Origin of the sequence: Paraburkholderia phytofirmans OLGA172 (assembly GCF_001634365.1) — a bacterium.
GTDB lineage: Bacteria > Pseudomonadota > Gammaproteobacteria > Burkholderiales > Burkholderiaceae > Paraburkholderia.
In genome coordinates this window covers 4,399,970-4,421,063 of sequence record NZ_CP014578.1, presented here as the reverse complement: position 1 = coordinate 4,421,063, position 21,094 = coordinate 4,399,970, and the positions used below count along the sequence as shown (strand labels likewise).

The 21,094-nt window shown below is 64.4% G+C and carries 23 protein-coding genes; 7 read left to right on the top strand and 16 right to left on the bottom strand.

Translation table 11 applies throughout. From position 1 onward, the window contains the following. Positions 1-6: 6 nt before the first annotated feature. Positions 7-1,236, top strand: coding sequence for a flagellar hook-associated protein FlgL (gene flgL, locus AYM40_RS19555; RefSeq protein WP_063497621.1), 1,230 nt, complete (start codon positions 7-9; stop codon positions 1,234-1,236). A 101-nt stretch (positions 1,237-1,337) separates the two neighbouring features. On the opposite strand, the gene AYM40_RS19550 is transcribed toward flgL, so the two are convergent. The 9 genes from AYM40_RS19550 to fliL form a co-directional block, all read right to left on the bottom strand. After that, positions 1,338-2,348, bottom strand: coding sequence for a hypothetical protein (locus tag AYM40_RS19550; RefSeq protein ID WP_063497620.1), 1,011 nt, complete (start codon positions 2,346-2,348; stop codon positions 1,338-1,340). 129 nt (positions 2,349-2,477) lie between these two features. Continuing rightward, the gene (locus AYM40_RS19545) at positions 2,478-3,476 is read right to left on the bottom strand and encodes a retropepsin-like aspartic protease (RefSeq protein ID WP_158515291.1); all 999 of its coding nucleotides are present in this window, start codon (positions 3,474-3,476) and stop codon (positions 2,478-2,480) included. 292 nt (positions 3,477-3,768) lie between these two features. Further along, positions 3,769-4,551, bottom strand: a complete 783-nt coding sequence (gene fliR / locus AYM40_RS19540; protein ID WP_063497618.1) for a flagellar biosynthetic protein FliR — start codon at positions 4,549-4,551, stop codon at positions 3,769-3,771. A gap of 46 nt (positions 4,552-4,597) precedes the next feature. Further along, positions 4,598-4,867, bottom strand: coding sequence for a flagellar biosynthesis protein FliQ (gene fliQ / locus AYM40_RS19535; protein WP_028198519.1), 270 nt, complete (start codon positions 4,865-4,867; stop codon positions 4,598-4,600). A gap of 79 nt (positions 4,868-4,946) precedes the next feature. Then, the gene (fliP, locus tag AYM40_RS19530) at positions 4,947-5,780 is read right to left on the bottom strand and encodes a flagellar type III secretion system pore protein FliP (protein ID WP_063497617.1); all 834 of its coding nucleotides are present in this window, start codon (positions 5,778-5,780) and stop codon (positions 4,947-4,949) included. Further along, positions 5,780-6,424: a flagellar biosynthetic protein FliO gene (gene fliO / locus AYM40_RS19525; RefSeq protein ID WP_082855128.1), complete on the bottom strand. Its 645-nt coding sequence runs from the start codon at positions 6,422-6,424 to the stop codon at positions 5,780-5,782. The genes fliP and fliO overlap by 1 nt, the downstream gene beginning before the upstream one ends. Further along, on the bottom strand, positions 6,421-6,885 hold the full coding sequence (gene fliN, locus AYM40_RS19520; protein ID WP_063497616.1) for a flagellar motor switch protein FliN: 465 nt from the start codon (positions 6,883-6,885) through the stop codon (positions 6,421-6,423). Before fliN ends, fliO begins: the two co-directional genes overlap by 4 nt. After that, positions 6,878-7,876 (bottom strand): flagellar motor switch protein FliM, encoded by a 999-nt coding sequence (gene fliM / locus AYM40_RS19515; protein ID WP_063497615.1) that lies wholly within the window; start codon positions 7,874-7,876, stop codon positions 6,878-6,880. The genes fliN and fliM overlap by 8 nt, the downstream gene beginning before the upstream one ends. Before the next feature lie 50 nt (positions 7,877-7,926). Next, the gene (gene fliL, locus AYM40_RS19510; RefSeq protein ID WP_063497614.1) at positions 7,927-8,433 is read right to left on the bottom strand and encodes a flagellar basal body-associated protein FliL; all 507 of its coding nucleotides are present in this window, start codon (positions 8,431-8,433) and stop codon (positions 7,927-7,929) included. On the opposite strand from fliL, the gene AYM40_RS40375 reads away from it, so the two are divergent. Beyond that, on the top strand, positions 8,432-8,704 hold the full coding sequence (locus AYM40_RS40375; RefSeq protein WP_148662206.1) for a hypothetical protein: 273 nt from the start codon (positions 8,432-8,434) through the stop codon (positions 8,702-8,704). The genes fliL and AYM40_RS40375 overlap by 2 nt on opposite strands. A 455-nt stretch (positions 8,705-9,159) precedes the next feature. Here the strand turns inward: AYM40_RS40375 and AYM40_RS19505 are convergent, their stop codons facing one another. The 6 genes from AYM40_RS19505 to fliF form a co-directional block, all read right to left on the bottom strand. Beyond that, positions 9,160-10,803: a flagellar hook-length control protein FliK gene (locus tag AYM40_RS19505; RefSeq protein ID WP_063497613.1), complete on the bottom strand. Its 1,644-nt coding sequence runs from the start codon at positions 10,801-10,803 to the stop codon at positions 9,160-9,162. 61 nt (positions 10,804-10,864) lie between these two features. Next, positions 10,865-11,314 carry a flagellar export protein FliJ gene (gene fliJ / locus AYM40_RS19500; protein ID WP_063497612.1) on the bottom strand — a complete coding sequence of 150 codons (450 nt, stop codon included), beginning with the start codon at positions 11,312-11,314 and terminating at the stop codon, positions 10,865-10,867. Positions 11,315-11,325: 11 nt separating this feature from the next. Beyond that, positions 11,326-12,987: a flagellar protein export ATPase FliI gene (gene fliI / locus AYM40_RS19495; RefSeq protein WP_063497611.1), complete on the bottom strand. Its 1,662-nt coding sequence runs from the start codon at positions 12,985-12,987 to the stop codon at positions 11,326-11,328. Next, entirely contained in the window at positions 12,981-13,664 is a 684-nt protein-coding gene (gene fliH / locus AYM40_RS19490) for a flagellar assembly protein FliH (protein ID WP_181448388.1), read from the bottom strand. Before fliH ends, fliI begins: the two co-directional genes overlap by 7 nt. Continuing rightward, the gene (gene fliG / locus AYM40_RS19485) at positions 13,651-14,646 is read right to left on the bottom strand and encodes a flagellar motor switch protein FliG (protein ID WP_063497609.1); all 996 of its coding nucleotides are present in this window, start codon (positions 14,644-14,646) and stop codon (positions 13,651-13,653) included. Before fliG ends, fliH begins: the two co-directional genes overlap by 14 nt. Beyond that, entirely contained in the window at positions 14,636-16,432 is a 1,797-nt protein-coding gene (gene fliF / locus AYM40_RS19480) for a flagellar basal-body MS-ring/collar protein FliF (RefSeq protein WP_063497608.1), read from the bottom strand. The genes fliG and fliF overlap by 11 nt, the downstream gene beginning before the upstream one ends. Positions 16,433-16,669: 237 nt before the next feature. Between fliF and fliE the strand changes: the two genes are divergently transcribed. The 5 genes from fliE (at position 16,670) to AYM40_RS19455 (ending at position 19,568) form a co-directional block, all read left to right on the top strand. Then, positions 16,670-17,005: a flagellar hook-basal body complex protein FliE gene (gene fliE, locus AYM40_RS19475; protein WP_063497607.1), complete on the top strand. Its 336-nt coding sequence runs from the start codon at positions 16,670-16,672 to the stop codon at positions 17,003-17,005. Between the two features lie 162 nt (positions 17,006-17,167). Beyond that, entirely contained in the window at positions 17,168-17,389 is a 222-nt protein-coding gene (locus tag AYM40_RS19470; RefSeq protein WP_063498117.1) for a hypothetical protein, read from the top strand. Continuing rightward, positions 17,386-17,712 carry a flagellar protein FliT gene (locus tag AYM40_RS19465; RefSeq protein ID WP_063497606.1) on the top strand — a complete coding sequence of 109 codons (327 nt, stop codon included), beginning with the start codon at positions 17,386-17,388 and terminating at the stop codon, positions 17,710-17,712. Before AYM40_RS19470 ends, AYM40_RS19465 begins: the two co-directional genes overlap by 4 nt. Before the next feature lie 81 nt (positions 17,713-17,793). Then, positions 17,794-19,203: a flagellar hook-length control protein FliK gene (locus tag AYM40_RS19460; protein WP_063497605.1), complete on the top strand. Its 1,410-nt coding sequence runs from the start codon at positions 17,794-17,796 to the stop codon at positions 19,201-19,203. Further along, a complete protein-coding gene (locus AYM40_RS19455; protein WP_063497604.1) occupies positions 19,203-19,568 on the top strand; it encodes an EscU/YscU/HrcU family type III secretion system export apparatus switch protein in 366 nt (121 codons plus the stop codon). Before AYM40_RS19460 ends, AYM40_RS19455 begins: the two co-directional genes overlap by 1 nt. 88 nt (positions 19,569-19,656) lie before the next feature. Here AYM40_RS19455 and AYM40_RS19450 read toward each other — a convergent pair whose 3' ends face one another. Next, a complete protein-coding gene (locus AYM40_RS19450; RefSeq protein WP_063497603.1) occupies positions 19,657-21,075 on the bottom strand; it encodes a coniferyl aldehyde dehydrogenase in 1,419 nt (472 codons plus the stop codon). Between the last annotated feature and the right edge of the window lie 19 nt (positions 21,076-21,094).

Below are 21,094 nucleotides of genomic sequence, written 5' to 3'. Positions count from 1 at the left end.
TTGAACATGCGCATCTCCAGTTCGCAGTACTTCAACATGGGCGTGGCGACGATGAGCGATCAGCAGGCTCAGTTGTCGCAGTTGTATGCCGAGATTTCGAGTGGCGTGAGCCTCTCCACACCGTCGGACAATCCGCTCGGCGCCGCGCAAGCGGTGCAATTGAGCTCGACGGCGACGAACCTGTCGCAATACACGACCAACCAGACCACCGCGCTTGCATCGCTGCAACAGGAAGACTCCACGCTCGGCAGCGTCAATACCGTCTTGCAGAGCATTCACGCGCTGGTGCTGCGCGCCGGCGACGGTTCGCTGAACAACGGCAACCGCGGCGCGATCGCTACGCAGTTGCAGGGCTTGACCAGCCAGTTGATGACGCTGGCCAACTCGACCGACCCGCAGGGCAACTACCTGTTCGCCGGCTTTCAAGGCACTGCGCAGCCGTACACCACCAATTCGGCCGGTGCAGTGATCTATTCGGGCGACACCGGCACGCGCACCATGCAGATCACCGACGCGCGCACCGTCCAGACGGCCGACAGCGGCCTCGCGATCTTCGGCAGCGTTGCGCCCATCGGCACGAGCGCGGTGCCGGCAGCGACGGCTGGCAACACGGGCAGCGGCGTGATCGGCAGCGTCAGCCTGACGAGTCCGACCAATCCGGCCAATGCGGACACGTACACCATCACGTTCCAGTCGGCGACCACCTACACGGTGAGCCAGACCAACCCGGCCACGCCGGGCACGCCAGGCACGCCGGGCGCACCGCAGACGTTCACGGCCGGCTCGGCCATCACGCTCGGCGGCCAGTCGGTGAGCATCACCGGTGCACCGAACGCAGGCGACAGCTTCACGGTGACGCCGGCCACGCAAGGCAGCATGGACGTGTTTGCGAATCTGAATCAGTTGATTGCCACGCTGCAAACGCCGGTCTCGGGCGCGGCCTCGACGGCCAGTTTCCAGAGCGCGCTGACCACCAGCATGACCCAGCTCGAGAACACGATCAACAACGTGGTCACCGCGCAGGCGAGCGTAGGTGGCCGCGAGCAGGAAGTGCAGGCGTTGCAGACGGTGACGCAGAGCAACACGTTGCAGACGTCGACCAATCTGACCAATCTGACGCAAACCGACATGGTCAAGACGATCGGCCAGTACACACTGACGCAAACCGCACTGCAGGCGGCTCAGCAGGCGTTCGTGAAGATTCAGAACGTTTCTCTGTTCCAGTACCTGAACTAAGCGGGCGAATAGTCTGACATGCAGAAGGGCGGAAACCGGTGTGAGCCGGTTCCGCCCTTCCTTGTTTTGCGTGGCGCAGGCGAAGAGGCCGCGAGCAGCGCTCAGTCTCGCCGCGCCGATGCGGCGAGGCGATCGAGTTCGGCCTGAGTGGGCAACGGGTCGGGTTTCACGCGCGTTGACGCTGGAACGCAAAAACGATGGTTGGCGAAATCGAATGCCGCCTTGTCAAGTTTGTACAGAAAACCGATACCGAGGGTCGAGCGGCCGTCGGCTTCGTCAAATGCCAGACCGTCGACACGAATACCCGCCAACGACATCGATTTCGGCTTTAGCAACGCGTGGCGCCATGACTGTCCGGAGGGTGCCGGAGGCGAAAACATGACTTCCGCCGCGACACCATGGCCGGAGCGGAGGGCAGACACCAGAGTGCGGCTCAGATTGCCGCTTAGCCGGCCGTCGGCGCTCGTATCAAGGACAAACCATTCACGCTGGCCGCCGACTTCGAGTTGGATGGCGGGTTTGCCTCCCTCGATCATTTCCATTGCGGTACAGACAAGGGCGTCGCGCGCCTGCGAGAAGAATTGGGAATCGTAGCGGTAGCCGCTCATCGTGCCCGCGCCACGGTTCCATAACCAGTTCAGCGTCGTGATCGCCGGTAGTCCGAGCAAGCCGTCGATCTGGCCGTATTGCGCTGCGATCTGCCGGTAGTCGAAGGCGGCCGCGGCGGAATCTTCGGGAAGTGCCCATTGACCGCTTTTTAGTGGAGGCAGCCAGTAATACTCGGGTGATGCGCCGGCTTGCATGGACGAATCGTTTGCACAATCCTGTGCCTTGCATTCGGACTGCGTAAGTTGCTTCAGGTCGCGCTTCGCCATGGTGGTATCGACGATCATGGTCAGCGCGTTTGTAGAAAACACAAAGCGATAAGTATGCGGACCCGACACGAGCTTCGCGAACAACAGGGCGCTCGGTGCCGGATCGATGGGAATGACAGTGAGCGCGTCGTTCCCCGGCGTGCAGGCGCTCGCTGCGATGCTGAAAATAGCGATCGTGAGCAGATTCGCGGCGGTATTCGCGCGGCAACACCAATTGACTTTACGTTCAGGCAACATAGATTTCCTCATATTCGATGACGACCAGGAAGTCGAATGTGGGTGGTTTCGTCTGCACCTGGGGATGCGCCTGCTACGACAGGCGCACGGCGCAGCGGAAAATCTTGCGTCTCGAAGATGCCTGCCGCTTCATTCGCGGACGGCAGGCGCAGCCAGTTCGGCACGGGTAGGGAGCGTGTCCGGCATGGTCCGTATCGGCGGAGCGAAGCAGAAGCGGTTCGCCTCGAAATCGAACGCAACGCGCTCGAACCGGTTGATGAAACCCATGCCGAGGCGCGCCGACGAGAGTGCAATCTGCTCGAAGACAAGACGGTCGAACGTGAGGTGTTCGAGACGCGCTGCCCCCACCTGCACAAACGTGTCGGATTCACGTGTTGCCGGATCGGCGCTTTGCCCGTTGCTGGCTGTCACCTCGCCGCTCAGCGCTTTCATATGACGCAGCACAGCGACATCGGCGATTGACAGTGAACCGCTGTAATTGGTGACGAAGCCCGTGTCGATAACGAACCATGTGGCGCCCCACGGCGGCAGATCCAGGGTGATCGCGGGTAGGCCGTTGGGTTGAATACTGATGGCGGTGCAGGCCATGTCGTGGAGCAGGGGGGCGAAGTTTTTCGAGCCGAAGCGATAACCTTCGAGCCGGCCGGCATGGCGATCCCATATCCAGTTCAAGGCGGCAATCGAGCGCATGCCGAGTACGCCGTCCAAAGGCGTGCCGGCGCTTTGCGAAAGACGCGTCAGTTCGGGGGCATCGACAGCGGGAATCAGACCGGAGGACGGTATCGTCCAGCCTCCATAGCGCACCGACGACGCCCGGTAATACTGGATCGCGGCGGCGGCACCGCCCAGCAGACTGGTGGAGCGGGGCAACGGCTCCTGATAGCGTTCCCACTGGCGCATCTGTTCCTCGCTCATGCGTCCAAGATGCCGCGCGGCGATACGCGGATCGATCAAATTTGTGGTCGCTCCGGTGTCGAAGACGAACTGATATCGATTCGCGCCGATGTTCACTGTCAGGACTGGCGCCATACCGCCAGGCTCGAGCGGTACAACGGCTACGGGTTCGTTGTGCCTTGAACAGGCGCCCAGCGTGACCGTCATCAAAGCAATACCAAGAAGACGGTTCAACGCAATTTTGCTGACATGCGAGGAAGGCTGCGCGGACACGCGCGCGGGGATAGACCGATTTAACATGAGCGCTCCCTGAAAGCGACAGGATCGGATGGTTCCGCTGATGGGAACCGGCGGTCCGCGCAGGCCTGCCGGGTTTCCGGAAATCTCCGGGTTCAGGGTTCATCGGACGCAGCGGTCCAGAGCAGATGGCGGATGAGTTACGCTACCGGCGTCATTGATTGACGCGAATCAGACGATGCTTAAAAAAAATCAAGAGAGTGAGGGCGAAGCACGCAGTGCCGCCGCGCTACTTCAACCCCGCCGCCACCCGCCCCATCTGATCGATGCCGACATCGAACAGGCGCATGAAGAACGGAATCATGTTCGGGATCATCAGCTGCAGAAGCAGTATGCCGAACAGCATCGTTATCGGAAAGCCGATCTGGAATACGCCGATTTGTGGCGCGGCGCGGTTCAGGATGCCGAGCGAGATGTTGGTGATCAGGAGTGCGACGACCACCGGCAGCGACAGCAGCAGCCCCGCCGAAAACACCGTGCTGCCGAAATTCGCCAGTGTGCGCCAGCCGGGCGCGCCCAGAATATTCGCCGACACCGGCACGGACTGGAACGTGGTCAGCAGCGCGCTGATCATCTGCAGATGACCGTCGATCACCAGAAACACCAGCATCGCGATCGTGGTCATGTAGCTCGACATTACCTGGCTCGAACTGCTCGCCTGCGCATCGAAGAAGGTCGCGAAGCCGAGACCCATGCCCAGGCCGACAAAATCGCCGGTGGCGCCGATCGCCTGAAACACGATTTGCATCGTCATGCCGAGCGCGATGCCGATCAGAAACTGGTTGACGATGATCCACACGCCTTCGGCGGAAAACACCGTGACCTGAGGCAGCGCGCCGAGCGTGGGCGCGACGATGATCGTGATGAAGGCCGCGAGGCCAATCTTCACGCGCGTCGGCAACGAGCGGTTGCCGAGCACCGGCGCGGTCGCCACCAGCGCGAGAATCCGCACGAACGGCCACAGGAACGCCGTGAGCCAGACGTTCAGTTGTGCGTAGGTGACGGAAAACATGGCGGTGGGAGAGGGGGTAAGCGCCGGGCGGAGGCCGGGGCCGCGCTCAGTTGACGAGCGACGGGATGTTGGTGAGCGTCTGGCGCAGGTAGTCGAGCATGGTCGTCAACATCCACGGACCGGCGATCACCATGGTGATGGCGATCGCAAGCAGCTTCGGAATGAACGACAGTGTGGTTTCGTTGATCTGCGTAGCGGCCTGGAACAGGCTCACCACCAGACCGACCACCAGCGCGACCAGCAAGAGCGGCGCGGCAAGCAACAGGCCGACATACATGGCCTGGTGCGCGAGCGTCATGACGGATTCTTGATTCATGGCGTTTTCGACCGGAAGCGTGAAGGGTTGAGTGAGGTAGCTAAGTGACTCAGCTAAGTGACTCAGCTAAGTGACCCGGTTAAACAAAGCTCTGCGCGAGCGAGCCGAGCAGCAATTGCCAACCGTCGACCAGCACGAACAGCATCAGCTTGAACGGCAGCGAGATGGTAGCGGGCGACACCATCATCATCCCCATCGACATCAGCACGCTCGCCACCACCATGTCGATGATCAGGAACGGGATGAAAATCGTGAAACCGATCTGGAAGCCCGTCTTCAGTTCACTCGTCACGAACGACGGCACCAGCAGCGACAACGGCACGTCTTCCGGACCTTGCATCGGCGCGGCGTGCGAGATGCGGGCGAACAGTGCGAGATCGCTTTCACGGGTCTGACGCAGCATGAACGTCTTGAACGGCGCGAGGCCGCGGCTGACGGCGGTCTCCATCGGCATCGAGCCTTCGGAGAACGGTTTGTAGCCGTCGTTATAGGCCTTGTCGAGCACCGGCGACATCACGAACAGCGTGAGGAACAGCGCGAGACCGACCAGCACCTGGTTAGGCGGCGTGGTGGTCGTGCCGAGCGCCTGGCGCAGCAGCGACAACACGATAATGATGCGCGTGAAGCTCGTCATCATCAACACCATCGCCGGCAGGAACGACAGCATCGTGAGCAGCAGCATCGTCTGCACGCTCAGCGAGTAGGTCGTGCCGCCGTTCGGGCCCGGACTCGTATTGAAGGCCGGCAAGCCGGCGGTTTGTGCGAACGACAGCGTCGGCAGCGCCAGCATCAGCGCCGGCAACACGGCCGGCACGATACGGCGTAGGACGGGAATGACTTTCGAGGCGACGCAGGACATGCGAGTGGCGTGCGCGTGACGTACCGATTGCGCTGATTGAAAACTGAACTGCATTAGCGATCCCCGCTGCCTTGCCCATTGAAACGTTTGCCCAGTTCGCCTTTTAACGCGTCGCGAAAGCGTTGGCCGAAGGTGCCGGGCAACGCTGCTCCTTTACCCGACGCAGCCGAGGCGCCCGGTTGCGTGCCTGTGGCCGGATCGATCGCGGCTGCGCCTGCGGGCATCGTATGCAGCAGACGCACATTGCCGGGCGCCGTGCCGAGCACGAGCCACGTATCGCCGATCTCCACCACTGCAACCCGCTCCTTGCCACCGAGCGAGGCGCCGCCGATCGTCTTGACGAGGCCGCCGCGATTGGCCGGCTGTAAGCCGAAGCGGCGCGCGAGCCATGCACAGGCGAACACCAGGCCGATCACGACTAGCAGGCCGACGATGGTTTGCAGCACCGCGCCGACGCCGAGCGCCGGAACGGCCGTGCCTGCACCCACACCCGACGCGATTTTCGCGGCGTTATTGACCGCGTTCATGTCGGCTGCGTGCGCGGCCGAGGGTGCGAATGTCGCCACCGAGGTCAGCGTGAACATCAGCGCCGAGGTGGCCGCTGCCGTCGTTGCCATTGCTGTCGTTATTGCGGACGCAGCGCGATTGAGAACATTGCGCGACGCATGCAGCATGGCGCGACCGGCAACGCGGTTCATCGATTCAGTTTCCGGATGCGTTCGGACGGCGTGATGATGTCGGTCAGACGGATGCCGAACTTGTCGTTCACGACCACCACTTCGCCCTGGGCGATCAGGCAGCCGTTGACCAGCACGTCCATCGGTTCACCCGCCATGCCGTCCAGTTCCACGACTGAGCCCTGCGCGAGTTGCAGCAGGTTGCGGATCGCGATCTTGGTGCGGCCGAGTTCGACTGTCATCTGGACCGGAATGTCCAGGATCATGTCGATGTCGTTGCGCGTCGAGGTCGGTTCGACCTTCGAGAGCGGCTGGAACACGCCTGCCGTGGTCGCGCTGACTTCCGTGTTGTCGTTCTGCTCGGCCAGCGCGCTGGCCCAGTCGGCCATCGCCGCGTCGTCTTCGGCGCTGGCTGCGTCGGCGGCCAGCTGCGGCTCGCCGCCGGCCAGTTCGGCCTCAGTCTTTGCGTTCAGGTCACTCATATCCACCTTCCTTTATCGTGTCGGCTGCGCTGATCATTTTCTGGACCCGCAGCGCGTACTGACCATTGAAAATTCCGTAGCCGCATTCCATCACCGGTACGCCATCGACTTTCGCCGTGATGTGTTCCGGGATGTTGATCGGCAGAACATCGCCACGGCGCATGTTCAGGATCTGTTCGAACGTGACCGGCACCTCGGCCAGGTCGGCGGTCAGCTCCACTTCCGCGGCCTGGACCTGTTGCGACAGCACGCGGATCCAGCGGCGGTCGACTTCCAGCGCCTCGCCCTGGATCGGCGACGAGAGAATGTCGCGGATCGGTTCGATCATCGAATACGGCATGCAGATGTGCAGCGTGCCGCCCGTCGTGCCGAACTCGATCGAGAACTGCGTGACGATGACGATTTCGTTCGGCGTCGCCACGTTGGCGAACTGCGTGTGCATTTCCGAGCGCACGAATTCGAACTGCAGCGGGCGCACGCTTTTCCACGACGCCGCGTAGTGCTCGAACGTGAGATTGAGCAGCTTCATGATGATGCGCTGCTCGGTTGCCGTGAAATCGCGGCCTTCGACGCGGGTATGGAAACGCCCGTCGCCGCCGAACAGGTTATCGACGACGAAGAACACCAGATTCGGATCGAACACGAACAGCGACGTGCCGCGCAACGGCTTCACGTGGACCAGGTTCAGGTTGGTCGGGATCGGCAGGTTGCGGGTGAACTCGCTGTACTTCAACACCTTCACCGGGCCGACGGAGATTTCCGCCGAACGCCGCATGAAGTTGAAGATACCGACGCGCAACAGACGCGCGAAGCGGTCGTTGATGATTTCGAGGCCGGGCATCCGACCGCGGACGATGCGTTCCTGCGTCGCGATGTTGTACGGGCGTACCCCGGAACGATCGGTCTGCTCGGCGACCGAGTCGGACTCGCCGGTGACGCCCTTGAGGAGGGCATCGACCTCCTCCTGGGACATGAACTCTTCGTGGCCCATTCCTTATTCCTCGTGCGTCCGGCGGTTAATGATGGCAGCGTGAAACAAGTTCACTGCACGACGAATTCGGTGAACAGGACGTCCTGGACGTGGACTGGCGCGGCGCCTTTATCGGTCGGCTGTTCGATCAGCGTCTGGAGTTCGGTGGCCAGCGCGCGTTTGCCTTCGAGCGGCGCGAGTTCTTCCGGGTGTTTGTTCGACAGTGCGAGGAGGATGCGGCTGCGCACTTCCGGCATATGGTCGGCGAGTTCCTGCTGGATTTTCGGGTCGTCGAGCTTGAGCGTCAGGCCGATACGCAGGAAGTGCTGCTGACCGTCGTCCGATTGCAGGTTGACTGTCATCGATTCGAGCGGGAAGAAGAGCGGCACGGCCAATGGCGCCGGCGCGCTGGCGGTTTCCGCTGAAGCGGGGGCTGGGCTGCGCTTGGACATGAAGAACCACACGCCCGCGCCGGCAGCGCCTGCGGCGATGATCGCGATGAGGACGATCAGGATGATGCGCTTCAAGGGGCCCGGGGAAGCGGGCGCGGCTTGCTGGTTTGCGGTCGTGGTTGCCATGAGGTTTGCTTTGCTTGCCTTTAGTGCTGGTGAGGGTGATTGTTGTTTATTTGCCTGCGGCGCGATGGGTCGAAAAGAAGGGTTATTGAGGGCTATCTCTGGTTTTTGCCTTTCAGGCGGGGGATTGGGGTTTTTTGCCTTCGGCGAGTTGGGGCTTTTTTGCCTGTTTGGCGTTTGCTTTTCTGTTTACCTGCGGCGGTGGTCTTTCCTTGCTTTTTTGCCTGTTCGGCGCTTTTTGTTTGTGCGCTTATGGTTTTGCGCCTTTCCTTGATCTGGGTTCTTGGCCTTTCCTTGAATTGTTCGTGGTTTATTAGCGTTGCCCCTGTGCGGGGCGGCACTCACTTTCTTTGCCGCCGCAAAGAAAGTAAGCAAAGAAAGCGGCTCAAACCGCTAATGCTAAGCGGGTCCCGTAGTTCGCAAGCGGTAGTGGTGCATCTGGAATCCGTGTTCGTGCACCTGCATGCGCTAGTGACAAGGGAGTCATACCTCCGGCGGCGCTGCGCGCGCCGAAGCGTAGTTCATAAAACCGATTGCCGCGTTTTCGTGTGCGCCCTTCATTCGGCGCTTCGCCAAGGCGAAGCCGATGGCCTCCGCAGACTTGAACCGAAGCCCCTGGTTTCCCATGCAGACCCGTCCGCGACGCGCAGGCAAACAAACCCCGCCAAAGGCAACAAACCCAAAAGCCGCGCCGCCAGGCAATCCCCCGCCCGAACGGGCAAAAAACCATCAAGCAAACGTATCCACCAGCCCCACAGTCCGCCGCACGGCAACATTAGCCGCTACAGAGTCAGAATCCGACCCAGCGCCGCCGGCAAACCCCGCCGCGCTCCCACCGCGCGCCCCCGAGCGCCCCGAACCAGCACTCTGCTGCTGCCCGCCCTGCCGGGCAAACCCATCGCTAACACTAGCGCTCCCCAACCCAATCCCATTGGATTCCATCGCCTCGCGAAGCTTCGGCAGCGCTGCCTCCACAGCCTCCCGCACCTGCTGGTGCTGCGAAACAAACAACGCATGTGCATGATTATCGGCAACCTGCAAGACAACCTGTAGCGGTCCCAAATCCTTCGGATTCAACGTCAGCTCGGCGCTCTGCGAATGCGCATTCGACAAAAACACCACCTTCTGACTCAACGCGTCTTCCCAGTCCGCCGTGCCCACCTGCGGCGACAACGCATTCGCCACTTCCGCAGCCCCAGCGTTACCCGTCGTCTGCACGGCCGCCGTCGCACTCGCGGCGCCCGCCGCGGCCTGGCCAGCTGCCAGCGCCGCCGTCGCGGTATCGGCCGCACTCTTGAAGGACGCCAGATCGTCAGCCTGCGAACCGCCAGCAACCGTCGCAGTCAGCGCGTCCGCCGCAGCCTTGGCCGACGCCGATGGATCCGCCACCGTCGTGGCCGCCGCCGTCAACGCGCTCTTGACGGCGCTCGAGCCCTTGCCATCGCCAAACAAACCGGCCGCAAGCGTCTTGCTGTCGGACGATCCATTGAGTCCATTGAGTCCATTGAGGCCGTTGTTCGCGCCAGCACCCAGGCCGCCTGCCGCCGTCGCAGCGTTCGCCGCCGCGCCGCTTGCCAGCGCCTGCGCCGGAACCACACCCTGGCCGCTCGCCAGCGCGGCCAGCGCCGCCTGCAACGCGTCCTGCGCCAACTTCGGATCGGTCGCGCCAGTTTTTTTACCCGTGGCGGTGCCCGTCGTGGTGTCCGTGCCGGGCTGCGTGGCCACGGCGTCAGTCAGTGCCGTGGCAGGGTCCGCGATCGCCGGATCGATGGCGTTATTCGCAATCGCCTGAGCCTGCGCGGCGGCGGCGGCGGCTGCCGTGCCCGCGTCGGTCTGCGTGGTCAGATTAGACTTCGGCGGCGTCGCGTTGGCCTTGGTCGAGGCCTGCTGCGTATTGGACGAAAAAACGGACGAAGAAGCCGACGAAGAAGCGGACGAAGAAGCGGACGAAGGAGCAGACGAAGGAGCAGACGAAGGAGCGGACAAAGAAGCTGACGAAGAAGCTGACGAAGAAGCTGACGAAGAAGCTGCCGAAGAAGCTGCCGACGAGCCGGATGAGGACGTACCCGCCGAGTTGCTGTTGTCCGTGTTGCTGCTCGCGGTATCCGGGTTCTTCGTCGAAGGATCGGGCGGCGGCGCGCCATCCACGCTCGACGAAGATGCCGAGGACGACGGGGAAGCAGACGAAGACGAAGAGGACGACGAAGCCGGCGGCTTGCTCGCGCTCTGCGCGGCCGCGTTGTTTTGCATGTCGATGCTCTGCTGCAGGGTTTGCGAGAACGGTTTGGCGTTCGCCGCAGCGGCCGTGGCCGCGCTGGCGGACGTACTGCTGGCAGAGCCGAGCAGTGACCCGATCTGTGAAAGAAACGACATAGGGAATCCTGTCAATCCGTCAAACGAGGTGTTCGGTCAATCGAGGCGACGCCCGGGCGCATCAGACGCCCTCGGCACGCATCCTCAGAATTCGGGAGGCGTGTTCGTCGGCATCGCGCTGGTCGCGCCGCGCCATGGTTTTCGCTTCGGCGGCTTCGCCACGCGCCTGCAGCACTTCATACGAGCCGAGCTTCTGCTTCTGGCGCTGCCAGTCGGGCTTGGCGGCCTCGACGCGCGCATTGGCCGTCACCAGCAGCTTGCGCTGCTGTTCGATGGCGGTGTCGAGCGTGTCGATGAACGCCTGGAAATTGCGCATGTTGCCGGCGGCCATGCCGGTCTGGGCGGTTGCCGTGAAGCGCGCGTGATATTCGTCGCGGTACTGCACCAGCGAATCAAGTTGCGACTGCACGTCGTTGCGCTCGCGCTGCGCGCGGCCCAGACGTTGTGCGGCAGCATCCACATCGTCCTGAGCCAGGCCAATAAGGGTCTTGATCGGAAAGTGTTTCGCCATCGTTAGCCTCCTTAGGCAAACAGAGCGTTCAGCATCTCGAGACTCGGTTCAAAGTTCGCGCATTCACGAAAACCTTGCTGCAAAAATGCTTCCATCCGCGGATACAGCGCAATCGCACGGTCGAGCAGCGCGTCGCGCCCGCTCGAATAGGCGCCGACGTTGATCAGATCGCGGTTGCGCTGATAGCGCGACAGCATCTGCTTGAACATACGCGTCTTCTCGAGATGGCTATCGTCGATCAGCGCGGTCATTGCCCGGCTAATCGACGCTTCGATGTCGATCGCCGGATAGTGGCCGGCCTCGGCGAGCGAGCGCGACAGCACGATGTGGCCGTCAAGAATCGCCCGCGCGGAGTCGGCGATCGGGTCCTGCTGGTCGTCGCCTTCGGTCAGCACGGTGTAGAACGCAGTGATCGAACCGCCGCCCGCCGGGCCGTTGCCGGTGCGCTCGACGAGCGCCGGCAGCTTGGCGAACACCGAAGGCGGATAGCCCTTGGTGGCAGGCGGCTCGCCTACGGCCAGCGCGATCTCGCGCTGCGCCATCGCGTAACGGGTCAGCGAATCCATCAGCAGCAGCACGTGCTTGCCCTGATCGCGAAAATATTCGGCGAGCGAGGTCGAGTACGACGCAGCCTGCATCCGCAAGAGCGGGGAGACGTCGGCCGGCGCGGCGATCACAACCGAGCGCGCGAGACCTTCCTCGCCGAGAATCTGCTCGATGAATTCCTTCACTTCGCGGCCGCGTTCGCCGATCAGGCCGATCACGATCACCTCGGCGCTGGTGTAGCGCGCCATCGTGCCGAGCAGCACCGATTTACCGACGCCCGAACCGGCGAACAGACCCATGCGCTGCCCGCGCCCCACGGTCAGGAGGGCATTGATCGCGCGCACGCCGACGTCGAGCACCTTGTGAATCGGCTCGCGATTCAGCGGGTTGATGACCGGCGAGGACAACGGCGCATCGGCATGCGCGCCGAGCGGGCCGAGGCCGTCGAGCGGGCGGCCGGACGCGTCCAGCACGCGGCCGAGCAGTTCCCAGCCGACCGGCAAACGCTTCGCGCCCGCCATCGGATCGGCGATCGGCGCGCTCTCGAGCGGGTACACGCGTGCGCCAGGCAGGAGGCCGATCACTTCGGTGGTTGGCATCAGAAACAGTTTGTCGCCGGAGAAACCGACTACTTCGGCTTCGGCCATCGGCAGAGAACTGCCGAACGGCAGTTCGATCATCACTTCGGCGCCCACCGACAGGCGCAGCCCGACCGCTTCGAGCACCAGACCGGCGGCGCGCGTCAAACGTCCGCAGGCACGCATCGGCTTGGCGATCGCGTTGCGGGCGCGCAGCGCGTCGAGCCGGCCGCGCCAGGCCTGCATGTGCGGGTTGCTGTCGAGTGCGGGATCGTACGGGGCGGGAGGGGGGGAAGCGGGGCTCGAAAAAGCGGCATCTGCAGCGGCATCTGCAGCGTCGGACTCGCGGCTCGCCGCCGCGCCCTGCGCCGGATGCCCGGCGCCCGGCTCGCGCAACGCGGCGTCGATGGCTGCGATCGCAGCCGCAGCGGGTGTCACTGCAGCCGGCACATCCGCCAGCGCCTCGGCGCCGAACGACGCCAGCGCCAGCTCGCGTTCGAGCGGCGTCAGATCGCTGGCGTGGATTTCTTCGAGCGTCGGCGTCACCATGTGCTTACCTTGCCGAGTGCGGCGGCGACGCGCTCCCAGCGCGTGTCGATGCCGGCGTCCACCTCACCGGTGCCGGCTTGCGCACGGCAGCCGCCGCGTTCGACCGACGGATCGGTACGCACGGTCCAGCCGCGCGTTTGCAGCTCTTCCATCAGATAGGCTTCGACGACCGGCAGGTCGGCGGGGCTGACGATGAGCGCCGGCGCGCCGAGCAGTGCCGGTTCGGTGGCCAGCACCTCACGGGCTGCCGCGATCAGCGCGGTCGGATCGTGCTGCACATGCTGGCGCACCACCTGTTGGGCAATGTCCAGCGCCAACGCGACCAGTGTCTCGGAGATCGCACCTTGCGCGCCGTTGAGTGCCGCCTTGAAGGTCTCGGCCAGCGCGGCAAGACGTGCCGCTTCTTCGCGCGCTTCGCTCTGGCCTTGCACGAAACCCTGTGCGTGGCCTTGCTCGTAACCGGCCTGATAACCGAGCGCCTGCCCGGCGACGTGACCCGTCGCAATGCCCTGTGCATGCGCGGCGTCGCGCAGACGTTGGAGTTCGGCTTCGAACGCGCCGTCGTCGACTTCGGGTTCGGGCGGCGCCGGCGGCACCGGATCGAACGAGGCCATCTCCCAGCGCTGGTAGGCCGAGAGGCTTTCCTTCGCCGCGGAGTTCTGATCAGACATAAGCATCTTCCGCCTTGCCGCCTAGAACGATCTGGCCGCTTTCCGCCAGATTGCGCACGATCTGCAGGATGCGGCGCTGCTGCGTCTCGACTTCGGAGACGCGCACCGGGCCGCGCGCATCGAGGTCTTCGGCGAGCAGTTCGGCAGCACGCTGCGACATGTTCGACAGGAACTTCTGGCGCAGCGCGGGCGGCGCGCCCTTCAGCGAGATGATCAACGCCTCGGACTCGACTTCCTTCAGCAACAGCTGGATCGCGCGGTCTTCCAGATCGAGCAGGTTCTCGAACACAAACATCTGATCAATGATCTTCTGCGCGAGTTCCGCGTCGTATTGGCGAACGTTCTCGATGACGCCTTCTTCATGGTTGCTCGACATGAAGTTGAGGATTTCAGCCGCCGTGCGGATGCCCCCCATCGGGCTGCGCTTGAGGTTGTCGCTGCCGGACAGGAGGCTCGTCAGCACATCGTCGAGTTCGCGCAGCGCGGCCGGCTGGATGCCGTCAAGCGTGGCGATCCGCAACAGCACGTCGTTACGCAGACGCTCGGTGAAGCAGGCGACGATTTCCGAAGCCTGATCGCGGTCCAGGTGAACGAGGATGGTCGCAATGATCTGCGGGTGCTCGTTCTTGATGAGTTCGGCCACCGCTGCCGAGTCCATCCACTTGAGGCCTTCAATGCCGCTGGTGTCGCTGCCTTGCAGAATCCGGTCGATGATCGCGCCGGCCTTGTCGTCGCCGAGGGCCTTGGTCAGCACCGAACGGATGTACTCGTTCGAATCGAGCGACATGCCGGTGTGCGTTTCCGCCTCGCGCACGAACTCCTGCAAAACCTCGTCGACCTGCTCGCGCGTCACGCTTTTCAGCGCCGCCATGGCGACACCGATCTTCTGGACCTCGCGCGGCCCGAGGAATTTGAACACCTGCGCAGCTTCTTCCTCGCCGATCGATAACAGCAGGAGCGCGCTCTTCATTACGCCTTCAGCGCTCATCGGACACCCAATTTTTCACGACGGTTGCGACGATCTTCGGATCCTGGCGGGCGATATTGCGCGCGAATTCCAGGTTCCGCTCGTATTTGTGTTTCGCGCTTTCGAGCGCGAGCATTTCGCTGTCGCCTTCCAGTTCGGCCACGGAGGCCGCACCCAGGCGCTCGGCGGCCGGAATGCCGTCCAGCAGGATCGGCTCGTCCGCCGACGGCAGCGCCCCAACGGCCTGCTCGGGCGGCGGGAAGGCGCGGCGCAGCGCCGGCTTCACCATCACGAAGTAGAGGAACAAAGCGACAGCGCCGATGCCGAGGTAGGTCGCAACCTGCCTGGCGAGCGCGATCATGTCCGGCGTGCGCCACCACGGCAGGTCGGCATCCGGGTCGGCGTCGACGGTGAACGGGCTGTTGACCACGTTGACCGAGTCGCCGCGCGCGGCGTCGAAGCCCATCGCGTCCTTCACCAGCTGATTGACCTGCGCGAGCTTGTCGGCGGCGACCGGTTGCATGGTCGCGTGGCCCTTGGCGTCGACTACCCGCAGATAGTTGACCACCACCGCCACCGACAGACGCCTGATGCCGCCCATCGGCTGCTCCAGATGCTGGACGGTCTTGTTGAGTTCGTAGTTGGTGGTCGAATCCTTGCGGTCGCTGACCGGCGTGGCCGTCACACCAGGCGCGCCGTTGCCCGCCGTGACCGGCGCGGAAGCCGGCTGCGGCGGCTGGTTCGACAGCGCGCCCGGCACGCCCGAGGCCGCGCCTTGCGACATTTCGGTGGCGGTGCTCGACTGCTGGCTGCGGATCGCCGCCTGCTGCGGGGTGCCGTTCGGGCCGTAGTTTTCCGAGGTCTGCTCGCTCTGCGAGAAGTCGATATCGGCGCTGACCTGCGAGTGCGCGTTGCCGGAACCGAACAGGGGCGACAGGATCGCGTCGATGCGTTGCTGGGTGTTGCGCTCGATCTGCTGGCGGTACTTCAGTTGCGAGGCGTCCAGACCGCTGCCGGTGGACGGCTGCGTCAGCAGGTTGCCGTCCTGGTCGAGGATGGTCACGCCCTTCACCGGCATGTCCGGCACCGCCGAGGACACCATACGGGTGATCGCCAGCACCTGGCCTTCGTCGAGCGCGCGGCCCGGGTAGAGGTTGACCAGCACGGAGGCCGACGGCGCTTCCTTGTCGCGCACGAACACGGAAGGCTTCGGAATGGCCAGATGCACGCGCGCCGACTTCACCGACGAAATCGATTCGATCGTGCGCTCCAGTTCACCTTCCAGCGCGCGCTGGTAGTTGATCTGCTCGGCGAACTGGCTGATGCCGAACTTCTGGTTGTCCATCAGTTCGAAGCCGACCGAGCCGCTCTTGGGCAGACCTTGCGAAGCCAGCCGCAGACGCATTTCATGCACCTGTTCGGCCGGCACGAGGATCGCGCCACCGGCGTCGGAGAACTTGTAGGGGATGTTGGCCGCCTGCAGCGCGGTGATGATGGCGCCGCCGTCGCGGTCCGACAGGTTGCTGTAGAGCACCTTGTAGTCCGGCGCGCGCGACCACAGGAGCAGACCCGCGACGATGGCGACGAGCAGCGCAACCGCGAAAATCAGCGGGGCGCGCGGGTTGCCGCGCATCTGCGCGAGACCCGACAGACGCTGGCCGAAGTTGCCGCCCAGGTTGCTCCCCAGGCCGCCGAGGTCCGCGGCACCGCCGGCCTGGCCGGCGCCGGCCGCACCGGTGCCCGGCTGGGCGCCAGCGAGGCCCATGCGGGCGTCGGGGTTGATCAAAGAGTTGGCTGACGAATCCATGCGTCGGGTATCTCCGGGATGCCTTTGCGTTCTGCCGCTCATGCGCACCGAGGGTCGGCGGGCGTGCGGACAGAGACTTTCACCCTTGAAATTATCCGCAGCGCGGCTCAACCCGATTGCTTGAATAGAGCCGGGTTTTCCCCCTAGTTTCGGGGCTTTCCCGTATGGGCCACTGCTATGCTTTCGTCCAGATCGGTACGGTTTCCGGCATGCCGGTCGTCATTCCTTGGAGAGAACATGACTTTGCCCGTGAACGCGCTCTCGTCGGCGCTGCAACAGATGCAGTCGATGGCGGCGCAAGCGGCCGGCAGCAGCAGCCCGATCGCCGGCCAATCCGGCGCGGCGACGGCCGGCGGTTTCGCCTCGGCGCTGAAGGCGTCGTTGGACAAGATCAGCGGCGATCAGACTACGGCGGCTGGCGAGGCGCAGGCGTTCGAGCTTGGTGCGTCGAACGTCTCGCTGAACGACGTGATGGTCGACTCGCAGAAGGCCAACATCGGCTTCCAGTTCGGCCTGCAGGTGCGCAACAAACTGGTGTCGGCCTATAACGACATCATGCAGATGTCGGTGTGAGGGCGACCGATACCGCCCCATCGGCCCCTTAATCCTCCTTACATCGGCCTAAAGCTTTCCCGCTGCCTATCCGATAACCAGGTACAGGCAGGAATCCTGGTGCGGCAACGTGCCCGGATGGGGGGCCACGACCAACTGCAGGGCAAGAGAGGAGGAGCGCCGATGTTTTCCCCAGGACACTCTGGAGCCAATGCGTACGCACGCGTCGGCGTCGAGACAGGGGTGATGGGCGCGAGTCCGCATCGTCTGACCAACATAAAACAGAGCGAGGCAATGCTGATCGAGGTCGATCGTCTGCTGGCGACGCTCGAAGAGGCATGGATCGGGATTGCCCCGGAGATCGCGCGGATGGCAGCGCAGCCCGCCGCGGAAAGCATGAGATGACATCGAACGCAGAATATTTCGCCCGCTACGAGGCGATTGCAGCGATTTCCCGCCGTATGCTGATGGCTGCCCGGCGCGCCCTGTGGAACGATCTGGTCCATTTGCAGGAGGAATATCGGAAGCTGGTGGACGGGTTGAGAGACGCGGAAACCAGCGTCAGACTGGACGATACGGAGCGCGTGCGCAAATACGCGCTGATCCGTCAGATCCTGGCCGACGACGCTGCGATCCGCGATCTGGCGAATCCGCGCATGGTCAATCTGTCGGCGCTGTTCGCCGGACGGCCAACCCGCGTGCTCAAGGAACTGTACGGGGCGCGCTGAGTTTGCCCGCGGGCAACGCGCTGCATCAGTCCGCCCGACCGTATTTGAGCGCGCTGCCGCCACTGTGACCAAGGAATCGGTATGAACGGAATCGACGCGGTCGTCACGTCGCTGCTTGCGAACCGGGTCGACACTCTGCTCAATCTGGCACCGGGTAGTGCAACTGCCTCGCAGACTGGCGCGGCGGGAGTCGATACCGAGCTTCTCAATACCACACCCATCGCGCCACCCGCGCCGCCGCCGGCTTCCGCGCAAACCGCGCTGTCCGCCGTCGCGCTGACGCTCAATGCGATCGTGAGCTCAGGCGGCGAGGCGACCCCGGCGGTGCTCGGTCAGGCGCCGATCTGGCCGGCCGCCCCGGCGCTCGACGTCGAGGCGGGCGGCTTGCCGCTCTTCGATACGGCTGCCACGCCCGCTGCTTCATCTGCCAATCCGAATACCGCCGGTGCCGCGGCCACCGCCAATGTGGCGGCGGCTCAGGTGCCGGTGGCGGCGCTCGCGGCCGCGCTCGAACAGACGGTCGGAGAAAGCGGCCTGTTTTACGAATCCCATCTCGCGCAATGGCTGGCGGGGCAGCGGCCGCCCGCCGCCCTCGCCGGCGAGGCGCAAAACAAGCTGGTGGCCGCCGACGCGCAATTGCCGCTCGACTGGGCGAGCGATGCCGAGCAGGCCTCTTCCTCCGGTGCGACGCCCCGGCAGGGCATGGGCGCAGCACCCAACGGTCCAGGCAACAGCGCGCCGGCCGGCAGCGCGGGAGCCCGCGCGATGCCGTCGATCCAGACCGCACAGGCCGCGCGCTTTGTCGCAGGCGAGGTCCTGGCGAGTTCGCTATCTGACCTGAACGGCCAGCCGGCGCACTCGAACGTACGCAGCGCCGCCGCGCCCCTGGCCGACGACGGGTCGTCGCAAAACTCGCAGTCGATGGCGGCCGCGGTTCACCCCGCGACCGTTCCTTTGGTGCGTCAGCAACTCGATCTGCTCGCCACCGGGCAGTTTCGCTGGACTGGCGAAGCATGGCCGGGCGCGAGGCTCGACTGGACCATCGAGCAGGAAGGCGACGAATGGGACCGCAGCGGCGGTGGCATGGCGAGCGAAGACGATCAGCCGTGGCATACGCGGCTAACACTTTCGCTGCCGACGCTCGGCACCGTCGATGCGGACCTGACGCTGACCGGCTCGCGGCTGGTGGCGCGCGTGCAGGCGAGTCCGAGCGGTGCGGCGCGGTTGGCGGCGCAGGGGGAGAGCTTTCGGCAGCGGCTCGCGGCCGCGGGCATCGAACTGGGTGGGCTGACGATTCGCGAGATCGGCGGCGGCATGCCTGCCACTGCGGCGGGTGCGGCAAGCGCCGCGATGGCCGGGCAGGCGGCGGCGTCGGCGTATGCGCGCTCGGCATCGGCCTCGGAGGCTGACATGGCGTCGGGTGGGCGCCGCACGGCCGGTGTTACCCGCCCTGGAGTCACGCCGCTCGACAATTTCGATTGGGATATGTGATGAGCCGCAAAAATCGCCGCAGCGCGGCCGCGCTCGTCTACGACGCCAAAGGCAGCGATCCCGCACCGCGCGTGATCGCCAAGGGCTACGGCATGCTGGCTGAGATGATCGTGCAGCGCGCCAAGGAGGCCGGCCTGTATGTGCACGAGGCGCCGGAAATGGTCTCGTTGCTGATGCAGGTCGATCTCGACACGCGAATTCCGCCGCAGCTTTATCAGGCGGTGGCGGAACTGCTCGCGTGGCTGCATCGGCTGGAAAGCGGCGCCGGGGACGCGCCGGAAGGTGCAGCGGCCGCCGTGCAGGACGTGACCGATATGGTCGCGACGGATATTGCGGATGTTTCTGGTGGGGCGCCCGGGCGCTGAACGCGTCTGCCTGTGGGCGCCCGCCGCCCGGATGGCCGGCCCACGGATGCCCGCCGCGCTGACGGCCGGCCCACGGATGGCCGCCCCATCAAAACCGCATCATCAGCTTCAGCAGCGCGTTCACCCGCTTGCCGTACGGTGGCGAGATCCATCCGCGCGCGTTCAGGCGCGCCTGCGTCAATACCGGCTTCATCTTCGAGAAGGTCACGAAGCCTTCGTAACCGTGATATGCCCCCATCCCGCTCGCGCCGACGCCGCCGAACGGCAGGCTTTCGCACGCCAGATGCATCAGCGTTTCGTTGATCGCCATGCCGCCCGCGATGGTGTCGCGCGTGACGCGCTTGATGGTCGCGGTGTCGTCGGCGTAGAGATACAGCGCGAGCGGCCGCGGCCGCGCGTTGATCCACGCGATCGCGTCGTCGAGCGTGTCATAAGGGACGATCGGCAGCAGCGGGCCGAAGATTTCCTCCTGCATCAGCGCACTCTCGTCCGGCGCATTCGTGACGGCGATCAGCGGGAAGCGGCGGCTTGCCTCGTCCGGTGTGCTGTCGGCGAGCGTGTGCAGTTGCGCGCCGGCGGCCTGCGCTTCGTCCGCCAGACGTTGCAGCCGCGCAAAGTGCCGCTCCGAGATGATCGACGTGTAATCGAGGTTGTGCGCGAAATCTGGGTACATCTTCGCCATCCGCGCGCGCGCCCGGTCGATGAACGCCTGCTCCTTGCCGCGCGGCACCAGCACGTAGTCCGGCGCGACGCAGGTCTGGCCCGCGTTGAGCGTCTTGCCGGCGATGAGGTTATCCACCGCGTTGTCGAAGCGCGCATGCTGACCGATGATCGCCGGCGACTTGCCGCCGAGCTCCAGCGTGACCGGCGTCAGATGTTCGGCGGCGGCGCGCATCACTTCATGGCCGACCTTGGTCGAGCCGGTGAACAGCAGATGGTCGAACGGTTGCGCACTGAACGCGGCGGCGAGGGCGGCGTCGCCGTTCACCACGGCGACGTGGTCGCGTGCGAAGGTCTGGCCGATCAGCTGCTCGAATAGCGCCGAAGTGCGCGGCGTCAATTCGGACATTTTGATGATGGCGCGGTTGCCGGCGGTCAGCGCACTGATCAGCGGACCGGCGGCGAGCAGCACCGGATAATTCCACGGCACGATGATGCCGACCACGCCGAGCGGCTGCGGCACGACTTTCGCGCGCGCCGGCATCAGCCATTTGCTGGTGCTGCGGCGCTGTGCTTTCATCCAGCGTTTGCCGTGCCTGAGCGCGGCGTCGATCTCTTCCTTGATCAGCAGGAATTCGGCGAGCAGCACTTCCTGTTTCGCGCGATTGCCGAAGTCGGCGTTCATCGCGTCGGCGAGTGCGTCGCGGTTGTCGAGCATGACTTGGCGCAGCGCTTTCAGATGTCCGGCACGGGCTGCCCACGACGGATACGGCGCGCGCAAATAAGCATGGCGTTGATCGCGCAGCAGCGCTTCGAGCGCGGCAACTTCCGGCAGATCGTTCTTCATAGGTGTCCCTATCCCTGTT